General features: G+C 67.6%; 7 protein-coding genes. 5 read left to right on the top strand and 2 right to left on the bottom strand.

What is annotated here, in order from left to right:
- Window positions 1-1,525: DNA translocase FtsK (locus C3Y15_RS30505; RefSeq protein WP_279588471.1), on the top strand; the 1,525-nt coding region annotated here is incomplete at its 5' end.
- Between the two features lie 132 nt (window positions 1,526-1,657).
- On the opposite strand, the gene C3Y15_RS30500 is transcribed toward C3Y15_RS30505, so the two are convergent.
- Window positions 1,658-2,905, bottom strand: a complete 1,248-nt coding sequence (locus C3Y15_RS30500; protein ID WP_080938684.1) for a lactonase family protein — start codon at window positions 2,903-2,905, stop codon at window positions 1,658-1,660.
- A 165-nt stretch (window positions 2,906-3,070) separates the two neighbouring features.
- Here C3Y15_RS30500 and C3Y15_RS30490 point away from each other — a divergent pair, with 165 nt between their 5' ends.
- Together C3Y15_RS30490 and phaZ are read left to right on the top strand one after the other, a co-directional pair.
- Window positions 3,071-4,900 carry a glycoside hydrolase family 15 protein gene (locus tag C3Y15_RS30490; protein WP_059734574.1) on the top strand — a complete coding sequence of 610 codons (1,830 nt, stop codon included), beginning with the start codon at window positions 3,071-3,073 and terminating at the stop codon, window positions 4,898-4,900.
- A 232-nt stretch (window positions 4,901-5,132) separates the two neighbouring features.
- On the top strand, window positions 5,133-6,653 hold the full coding sequence (phaZ, locus tag C3Y15_RS30480) for a polyhydroxyalkanoate depolymerase (protein WP_045578903.1): 1,521 nt from the start codon (window positions 5,133-5,135) through the stop codon (window positions 6,651-6,653).
- Between the two features lie 102 nt (window positions 6,654-6,755).
- Here the strand turns inward: phaZ and C3Y15_RS30475 are convergent, their stop codons facing one another.
- Entirely contained in the window at window positions 6,756-7,388 is a 633-nt protein-coding gene (locus C3Y15_RS30475) for a TetR family transcriptional regulator (protein ID WP_011885610.1), read from the bottom strand.
- A gap of 157 nt (window positions 7,389-7,545) precedes the next feature.
- Between C3Y15_RS30475 and rsxB the strand changes: the two genes are divergently transcribed.
- Window positions 7,546-8,514 (top strand): electron transport complex subunit RsxB, encoded by a 969-nt coding sequence (rsxB, locus tag C3Y15_RS30470; protein ID WP_059461268.1) that lies wholly within the window; start codon window positions 7,546-7,548, stop codon window positions 8,512-8,514.
- The gene (nth, locus tag C3Y15_RS30465) at window positions 8,511-9,155 is read left to right on the top strand and encodes an endonuclease III (protein ID WP_014723413.1); all 645 of its coding nucleotides are present in this window, start codon (window positions 8,511-8,513) and stop codon (window positions 9,153-9,155) included. The genes rsxB and nth overlap by 4 nt, the downstream gene beginning before the upstream one ends.
- Window positions 9,156-9,375 lie beyond the last annotated feature (220 nt).

Below are 9,375 nucleotides of genomic sequence, written 5' to 3'. Positions count from 1 at the left end.
CCCGCCGCGTCCGAACGCGTTCGAATTCCACGCGCCCGCGTCCTTCAACGTCGAGCTGCCGACGCTCGACCTGCTCGAGCCGGCATCGGACGACATCGAGCCCATCTCGGAAGAACACCTCGCGCAGACCGGCCAGGTGATCGAGCAGCGCCTGCAGGAGTTCAAGGTGCCGGTGACGGTCGTCGGCGCGTCGGCGGGCCCGGTGATCACGCGCTTCGAGATCGAACCCGCGCTCGGCGTGCGCGGCAGCCAGATCGTCGGCCTGATGAAGGACCTGTCGCGCGGGCTCGGCCTCACGTCGATCCGCGTCGTCGAGACGATTCCCGGCAAGACCTGCATGGGCCTCGAGCTGCCGAACGCGAAGCGCCAGATGATCCGCCTGTCGGAGATTCTCGAATCGCGTCAGTACCAGCATTCGACGTCGCAGCTGACGATCGCGATGGGCAAGGACATCACCGGCCATCCGGTCGTCACCGATCTGGCTAAGGCGCCGCACATGCTGGTCGCCGGCACGACCGGCTCGGGCAAGTCGGTCGCGATCAACGCGATGATCCTGTCGCTGCTGTACAAGGCGACGCCGGAGGAAGTGCGGCTCATCATGATCGATCCGAAGATGCTCGAGCTGTCGGTCTATGAGGGCATCCCGCACCTGCTCGCGCCCGTCGTCACCGACATGAAGCTCGCGGCGAACGCGCTGAACTGGTGCGTCGGCGAAATGGAGAAGCGCTACCGGCTGATGTCGGCCGTCGGCGTGCGCAACCTCGCGGGCTTCAACCAGAAGATCCGCGACGCCGAGGCAAAGGAAAAGAAGATCGGCAACCCGTTCTCGCTGACGCCCGACGATCCGGAACCGCTGTCGACGCTGCCGCTGATCGTCGTCGTGATCGACGAGCTGGCCGACCTGATGATGGTCGCCGGCAAGAAGATCGAGGAGCTGATCGCCCGGCTCGCGCAGAAGGCGCGCGCGGCCGGCATCCATCTGATCCTCGCGACCCAGCGCCCGTCCGTCGACGTGATCACCGGCCTCATCAAGGCGAACATTCCGACGCGCGTCGCGTTTCAGGTGTCGTCGAAGATCGACTCGCGCACGATCCTCGACCAGATGGGCGCCGAATCGCTGCTCGGCCAGGGCGACATGCTGTTCCTGCCGCCGGGCACCGGCTACCCGCAGCGCGTGCACGGCGCGTTCGTCGCCGACGAGGAAGTGCACCGCATCGTCGAATACCTGAAGCAGTTCGGCGAGCCGCAGTACGAGGAAGGTATCCTCGACGGTCCCGCCGCCGACGGCGCGACGCAGGACCTGTTCGGCGATGCGCCCGACGCGGAAGCCGATCCGCTCTACGACGAAGCCGTCGCGTTCGTCGTGCGCACGCGGCGCGCGTCGATCTCGTCGGTGCAGCGCCAGCTGCGCATCGGCTACAACCGCGCCGCGCGTCTCGTCGAACAGATGGAAGCAGCCGGGCTCGTGTCGCCGATGGGGATCAACGGCAGCCGCGAGGTGCTCGTGCCGGCCGCCGCCGACTGAGCGAGACGGGGTGAAGAACGGGGCGAAGCCGAGCGCACCGGCGGGCCGCGGCCCGCACCGCGACGCCAGTCCACAAACGCAAAAGGGCGCTGCCGACCTGATCGGCAGCGCCCTTTTTACATCGCCTGCGCGTTATTGCTCGACCGGCACCAGCTTGAAGTCGACCGGGCTACCGACCGCGACCTTCTGCGGATTCGGCCCGAGCTGCCCGCTCTCGACGTCGCGGCTGAACACGTAGAACGTGTCGCTGTCCTGGTTGCCGACGATCAGCCACTTGCCGCTCGGATCGATCAGGAATTCGCGCGGCGTCTTGCCGAGGCTCGACTGGCGGCCGACCGTCTTGAGCCGGCCGTCGGCCTGGTTCACCGCGTAGATCACGATGTCGTTGGCGTCGCCGCGATTGCTCGCGTAGACGAAGCGGCCGTCCGGCGACACGTGGATCGCGCCGCCGCCCACCTTGCCCTTGAAGCCCGGCGCGCTCATCGGCAGCGTCTGGACCGGCGTGAGCTTGCCGTCGTGATAGCCGAACACCTCGACCGACGCGTTCAGCTCGCTCGTCACGTACGCGAACCGGCCGTCCGCGCCGAACACCATGTGGCGCGGCCCCGAGCCCGGCTTCACCGGCGTGTAGCGCGTGTCGGTCGGACTGATCAGCCCGCGGCTGCCGTCGACCGTGTAGCGGTAGCCGTAGATCTTGTCGGCGCCGAGGTCCTGCACGAACAGATAACGCCCATCGGGCGAGAACACCGTCGAATGCACGTGCGCGCCGTCCTGCCGCCCCTTCACGGGGCCGGTGCCTTCGTGGTGCACGGTCAACACGGCCGTGCCGACCGCGCCGCCGTCGCGCACCGGGAATACGGCGAAGCTGCCGCCCGGATCGGCCGCGACCGAGTAGTTGGCAGTCACGACGTACTTGCCGTCCGGCGACAGCGCCAGATAGCACGGGTCGTTCCCTTCCGACGACACGCGATCGATGAAGGTGAGCGTGCCGGTCTTCGGATCGAAGCCGAACGCGCTGATGCCGCCGCGCTGCGTGGCCGGCCCGTTGTCGCCGGGCAGCTCGTTGACCGCATACACGGTGCGGCCGTCGCGGCTCGGCAACAGATACGACGGATTCACCGTCTTGGCCGACGACACGGGCGCGACGCTGCCCGTCTTCGTATCGAAGCGGTACACGTAGATGCCTTCGCTGCCGTGACCCGTATAGGTGCCGACGAGCAGGTTGTAGACGCCGTCGGCGGCGGCCGGCGCCTGCTGCGCGAACGCGTGGGTCGCGGACAGCGACAGCACGAGTGCGAAACCTTTCATCCAGTGAGCGAGCCTAAGCGGGGACCCTCGTGTCGCAGCGCGTGCGTCATGCTCGCGTAAACGGTTGGGCATTCAATCCTCCTTGCATCGAGTCGCTTCAAGTGTTGAGATAGGACGAAACGCCTGCCGTTCACGCGCTCCGCCGCCCGGCCGAGTATACGGGGCGCGGCGCCCGAACGCGAAGCGCGAGCGCCGCTGCCTGCATTGTGAACTCGAATATCCAAGGACCGCTTGCCCATGCCCGCCCTGATCGAAGACTACGCCCTCGTCGGCGACGGCCACACCGCTGCCCTGATTTCACGAGACGGCTCCGTCGACTGGCTGTGCTGGCCCCGCTTCGATTCGGGCGCCTGCTTCGCGGCGCTGGTCGGCACGCCCGAGCATGGCCGCTGGCTGCTCGCGCCGGCCGCCGACGCCGCGATCACGCACACGACACGCCGCTATCGCGGCGACACGCTGATCCTCGAAACCGACTACGAAAGCGCGGACGGCGCCGTCACCGTGGTCGACTTCATGCCGCCCGGCAATGGCTGGTCGGAGCTGGTACGGATCGTCGTCGGCCGGCACGGCACGATGAAGATGCGCATGGAGCTCGTGTTGCGCTTCGACTACGGCTTCTCGATTCCGTGGGTCACGCAGCTGTCCCGCGAGAACGGCATGAAAGCAATCGCCGGTCCCGATACGGTCGTGCTGCGCACGCCCGTGCCGCTCACCGGCCGCAATCTGCATACGCTCGCGGAATTCACGGTCAGCGCCGACGAGCGCATCCCGTTCTCGCTCGGCTATGCGGCGTCGCATCTGCGGCTGCCGCCCGCACGCGACCCGCTGTCGATGCTCGCCCGCACCGAGAATTACTGGCTCGAATGGTCGGGCCGCTGCCAGGTGCAGGGCCGCTATGCGGCCGCCGTGCGCCGCTCGCTGCTCACGCTGAAGGCGCTCGCCTACGAGCCGACCGGCGGCATCGTCGCCGCGCCGACCACGTCGCTGCCCGAGAAGATCGGCGGCAACCGCAACTGGGACTACCGCTATTGCTGGCTGCGCGACGCGACGATCACGCTGCTCGCGCTGATGCGCGGCGGCTACTACGACGAGGCGCGTGCGTGGCGCTCCTGGCTCGGCCGCGTGATGGCCGGCTCGCCCGAACAGATCCAGATCATGTACGGGATCGCCGGCGAGCGCCGGCTCCCCGAAATGGAGCTCGACTGGCTGCCCGGCTATCAGAATTCGAAGCCGGTGCGGGTCGGCAACGGTGCCGCGAACCAGCTGCAGCTCGACGTATTCGGCGAGGTGATGGCCGCGCTGCATCTGGCGCGCGTGGGCGGCCTGCAGGCCGACGACACCGTCTGGTCCGTGCAGTGCGCGCTGCTCGACCACCTCGAGAAAATCTGGCAGGAGCCCGACGAAGGCATCTGGGAAACGCGCGGCGGCCGCCGCCATTTCACATTCTCGAAGGTGATGGCGTGGGTCGCGTTCGATCGCGCGATCAAGTCGGCCGAAATGTTCCGTCTGCCCGGCTCGCTCGACCGCTGGCGCGCACTGCGCGACAGCATCCACGCGGACGTCTGCGACAACGCGTGGCATGAAGGCAAACAGGCGTTTGCGCAGAGCTATGGCAGCGACGAGCTCGACGCGAGCGTGCTGCTGATGCCGCTCATGGGCTTCCTGCCGCCGGAAGATCCGCGCATCGTCGGCACGGTCGAGGCGATCGAACGGGAATTGCTGCACGACGGGCTCGTGATGCGCTACCGCACGACCGAATACGACGACGGGCTGCCGCCCGGCGAAGGCACGTTTCTGGCATGCAGTTTCTGGCTGGTCGACAACTACGCGCTGCTCGGCCGGATCGACGATGCGCACCGGCTGTTCAGCCGGCTGCTGGCGCTGTCGAACGACCTCGGCCTGCTCGCCGAGGAATACGACCCCGTCGACGGCCGGCTGGTCGGCAACTTCCCGCAGGCGTTCTCGCACGTGGCGCTGGTGCACACCGCGATGAACCTGATGCACCACGAAGATGCGATGGCGCGCGCGGCCGGCCAGCCCGCGCCGGCCGTGGCGACCGGGCGCTGAAGGGGATGCTGGCGGGCGCCTACGGGCCGGGCGGCGGCTTGTTCAGAGATCGTCAATTCACAAAAATTTGATGAAAAATCAGGGAAATGTTGCATTGCGGCACGAAGGGTTGTCCGATATGATCGATTCGATTGTCCGGCCGCAGCGCAACATGGCCGGGCGCTGATCCACACGGCACGCCGCGACGCTCACGCCGCCCCTGCGCACCGTCCCCCACGCGGGAGTAGTCTGCATGCTTTATCAACTGCACGAATTCCAGCGGGCCATGCTGAGCCCGCTCACGGCCTGGGCCCAGGCCGCATCGAAATCCTTTGCGAACCCGTCGAGCCCGTTCTCGCTGATGCCCGGCGCGCCGCGGATGGCGGCCGCGTACGAGTTGCTGTACCGACTCGGCAAGGATTACGAGAAGCCCGAATTCAACATTCACCAGATCGTCAAGGACGGCCACAACATCCCGATCGTCGAGCAGACGATCATCGAGAAGCCGTTCTGCAGGCTGCTGCGCTTCAAGCGCTATGCGGACGACGCCGACGCCGTCACGCAGCTGAAGGACGAACCGGTCGTGCTGGTCTGCGCGCCGCTGTCGGGCCACCACTCCACACTGCTGCGCGACACCGTGCGCACGCTGCTGCAGGATCACAAGGTGTACATCACCGACTGGATCGACGCGCGGATGGTGCCGGTCGAAGTCGGCCCGTTCCATCTGCACGATTACATCGCCTACATCCAGGAGTTCATCCGCCACATCGGCGCGCGCAACGTGCACGTGATCTCCGTGTGCCAGCCGACGGTGCCGGTGCTCGCGGCGATCTCGCTGATGGCGAGCCGCGGCGAGGACACGCCGCTCACGATGACGATGATGGGCGGCCCGATCGACGCGCGCCGCAGCCCGACGTCGGTGAACTCGCTGGCGACGCAGCATTCGACCGCATGGTTCGAGAACAACGTGATCCACACGGTGCCCGCGAACTATCCGGGCGAAGGCCGCCACGTGTATCCGGGCTTCCTGCAGCATACGGGCTTCGTCGCGATGAACCCGGAACGTCACGCGCAATCGCACTGGGACTTCTATCAGAGCCTGCTGCGCGGCGACGAGGACGACGCCGAAGCGCACCGCCAGTTCTACGACGAGTACAACGCGGTGCTCGACATGGCTGCCGAGTATTACCTCGAGACGATCCGCGTCGTGTTCCAGGAATTCCGGCTCGCCGAAGGCACGTGGGACGTCGAAGGCGAGCGCGTGCGCCCGCAGGACATCAAGCACACGGCGCTGATGACGATCGAGGGCGAGCTCGACGACATCTCGGGCAGCGGCCAGACCCACGTCGCGCACGAGCTGTGCATGGGCATTCCGCAGGACGACCGCCGCAGCCTGACCGCCGAGAAATGCGGCCATTACGGGATCTTCTCGGGCCGCCGCTGGCGCACGATCATCTATCCGCAGTTGCGCGACTTCATTCGCGAGCACGCTCCCGAGCCGAAACACGGCGCGACGAAGACGCCCGGCAACGCGCCGGTAGAATCGACCGCAGCAACCGGAACGACCGCAGCGCCGCTCGCCGCCGTGCCCGCCGACAAGCCCCAGCCCGAAACGGCGACGCGCACGACGGCCGCCGCCGCGAAACGCTCGCGCCCGAAGACACCGGCTGCGACCGTCGCCCCGGCCAAGACGGCAGCCGCGAAGGCCGCACCGGGCGCGAAGCGGGCGGCCGGCACGCGCGCCAAGTCGGTTCGCGCGCGCAAGGCCGCCTGACGCGCGACGCGCGCCGACGCAAAAACGCCGCCGATGCTTCATGCACGGCGGCGTTTTTCTTTACACGGGTCGAGCGCAGCGACGCGGCCCGCGAGCACCGCATCAGCGGCGCAGCAAATAGGCGAGCAGCACTTCGGTGTTCATCCTGACCATCTCGGCGCGCTCGTCGGTGTCGCTGAAATCGCGGCCGAGCGTCGCCGCGAGCGTGAAGCGGTTCGACACGATGTAGTAGCCGAGCCCCGACAGCGTCACGTAAAAGCGCAGCGGATCGACGTCGTTGCGGAACAGCCCGGCCTTCTGGCCGCGCGTCAGCACGTTGCCGAGCGTCGCGACGATCGGCGACATCATCTCGCGGATGCGCGTCGACTTGTGCAGGTAGCGCGCTTCGTGCAGGTTTTCGTTGTTGATGAGGCGCAGCAGTTCCGGATGGTCGCGGTAGTAATCCCACACGAAATGCGCGAGCCGCGTGACGGCTTCCACCGGTGCGACGCCATCGAGATCGAGCACGCGCTCGGCGTCCGTGAGCGCGGAGAACGCATGTTCGAGCACAGCGGTGAACAGCTGCTCCTTGCTGCCGAAGTAGTAATAGAGCATGCGCTCGTTGGTCTCGGCGCGACGCGCGATCTGGTCGACGCGCGCGCCGAACAGCCCTCCAGTCGCGAACTCTTCGGCCGCCGCCATCAGGATGCGACGGCGTGTACCTTCAGGATCTCTTTTGATTTTTGGCTGATTCATGGTGGCGTTTTGCTATGTGAGCCGCGTGATCCGGACCGGCACCCCCACCGCCTCGGTGCCGGCGCAACCTGGAACGGTCGCACCGCGGGCGGCCGCCCTCCTGCTGAGCCCCTGCAAAAAAGCGGTTCGATTATGCGCACAGAGCGCGTCCAGCGCAATGCGGGAAATCGGCGATAATCAAGGTTTGGCAAACCTTTCCGGCCGCGCCGCACGCGGCCGAAAGCCATTCGGCGCTGCCGCGCCCGTTGTCACCGTGACCGATTCCAAGACCCTCGCGGATCGCCTCGAAGATCTGCTCCCCCAGACGCAATGCACGAAGTGCGGCTATGACGGCTGCCGCCCATACGCGGAAGCGATCGCCGCCGGCAACGCGAACTACAACCAGTGCCCGCCGGGCGGCGCCGAAGGCATCGCGCGCCTGGCGAGCCTGCTCGGCAAGCCGGTGATTCCATTGAATCCGGTGAACGGCGCCGAGCATCCGCGCGCCATCGCATTCATCGACGAAAGCCTGTGCATCGGCTGCACGCTGTGCCTGCAGGCGTGCCCGGTCGACGCGATCATCGGCGCGCCGAAGCAGATGCACACGATCATCGAGCCGCTCTGCACCGGCTGCGACCTGTGCGTGGCGCCCTGCCCGGTCGACTGCATCGCGATGGTACCCGTGACCGGTGATCGCACGGGCTGGGACGCATGGTCGCAGGAGCAGGCTGATGCCGCGCGCGCGCGGCATGATCGCCGGCTCGCCCGCCAGCGCCGCGAACGCGAAGCCGCCGAAGCGCGTGCGGCGGCCCGGCGCGCGGCGAGCGCCGGCGCAGCGAAGGCGGCGCCCGCCGAAGCAGCGCCGGGCGCAGCGTCCGACGACGCCGACGCGAAGAAACGCGCGATCATCGCCGCCGCCCTCGAACGCGCACGCCAGAAGAAGGAAGCGCTGGCCGAGCAAGGCGCGGCGCCGAAGAACACCGAACACGTCAGCGCGGCCGTGCAGGCGCAGATCGATGCGGCGGAAGCCCGCCGCAAGCGGCTCGCCGAGCAGCACGCGCAGCGCGACGGCGAAGCGGCGGCGCCCGACGCACAACACGACGACCGGAACGGCGCGTCCGCGCCGCCCGACAAGAACCGTCCATGAACGCCACGAAACGACGCGCGATCTACGAAACGCTGCAAAGCCTGAATCCGCATCCGACCACCGAGCTCGAATACACGACGCCGTTCGAGCTGCTGATCGCCGTGATGCTGTCCGCGCAGGCGACCGACGTGTCGGTCAACAAGGCGATGCGCAAGATGTTCCCGGTCGCGAACACCCCGCGACAAATCGTCGCGCTTGGCGAGGAAGGCGTGGCCGACTACATCAAGACGATCGGCCTGTACCGCACCAAGGCGAAGAACGTGGTCGCCACCTGCCATATCCTGCTCGAGCGCTACGGCGGCGAAGTGCCGGCCGATCGCGAGGCGCTCGAGAGCCTGCCGGGCGTCGGCCGCAAAACCGCCAACGTCGTGCTGAACACCGCGTTCGGCCAGCCGACGATCGCGGTCGACACGCACATCTTCCGCGTCGCGAATCGCACGGGCCTGGCGCCCGGCAAGGACGTGCGGGCCGTCGAAGCCGCGCTCGAGAAATTCACGCCGAAGGAATTCCTGCACGACGCGCATCACTGGCTGATCCTGCACGGACGCTATGTGTGCAAGGCGCGCCGGCCCGAATGCTGGCACTGCGCGATCGAGCCGCTGTGCGAGTTCCGGCCGAAGACGCCACCGCCTAGCGAGTGAACGTCGGCGGCCGGCAGATCGTACCGGCCGGCTGTGCATCACGGCATTGAACGCGGTGCGGCACGCGTCGCGAGGTGCGGTGTCGGGCGGTGTCGGGCGGTGTCGGGCGGTGTCGGGCGCTGTCGTCCGCTGTCGTCCGCTGTCGTCCGCTGTCGTCCGCTGTCGTGCCGTGCCGTGTTGTGCCGTGCCGTGCCGCGACATCTCGCGCCATGCCATACCA

This window comes from Burkholderia sp. B10 (assembly GCF_004368385.1).
GTDB lineage: Bacteria > Pseudomonadota > Gammaproteobacteria > Burkholderiales > Burkholderiaceae > Burkholderia > Burkholderia vietnamiensis.
Note: the sequence above shows the minus strand (reverse complement) of the source record. Positions and strands in the feature narration are given on the sequence as shown.

Excerpts from the sequence above, each read along its gene's own strand:
- C3Y15_RS30500 (WP_080938684.1), bottom strand. The coding sequence starts at position 2,905 with ATGCCCAACCGTTTACGCGAGCATGACGCACGCGCTGCGACACGAGGG.
- C3Y15_RS30490 (WP_059734574.1), top strand. The coding sequence starts at position 3,071 with ATGCCCGCCCTGATCGAAGACTACGCCCTCGTCGGCGACGGCCACACC.
- phaZ (WP_045578903.1), top strand. The coding sequence starts at position 5,133 with ATGCTTTATCAACTGCACGAATTCCAGCGGGCCATGCTGAGCCCGCTC.
- C3Y15_RS30475 (WP_011885610.1), bottom strand. The coding sequence starts at position 7,388 with ATGAATCAGCCAAAAATCAAAAGAGATCCTGAAGGTACACGCCGTCGC.
- rsxB (WP_059461268.1), top strand. The coding sequence starts at position 7,546 with ATGCGGGAAATCGGCGATAATCAAGGTTTGGCAAACCTTTCCGGCCGC.
- nth (WP_014723413.1), top strand. The coding sequence starts at position 8,511 with ATGAACGCCACGAAACGACGCGCGATCTACGAAACGCTGCAAAGCCTG.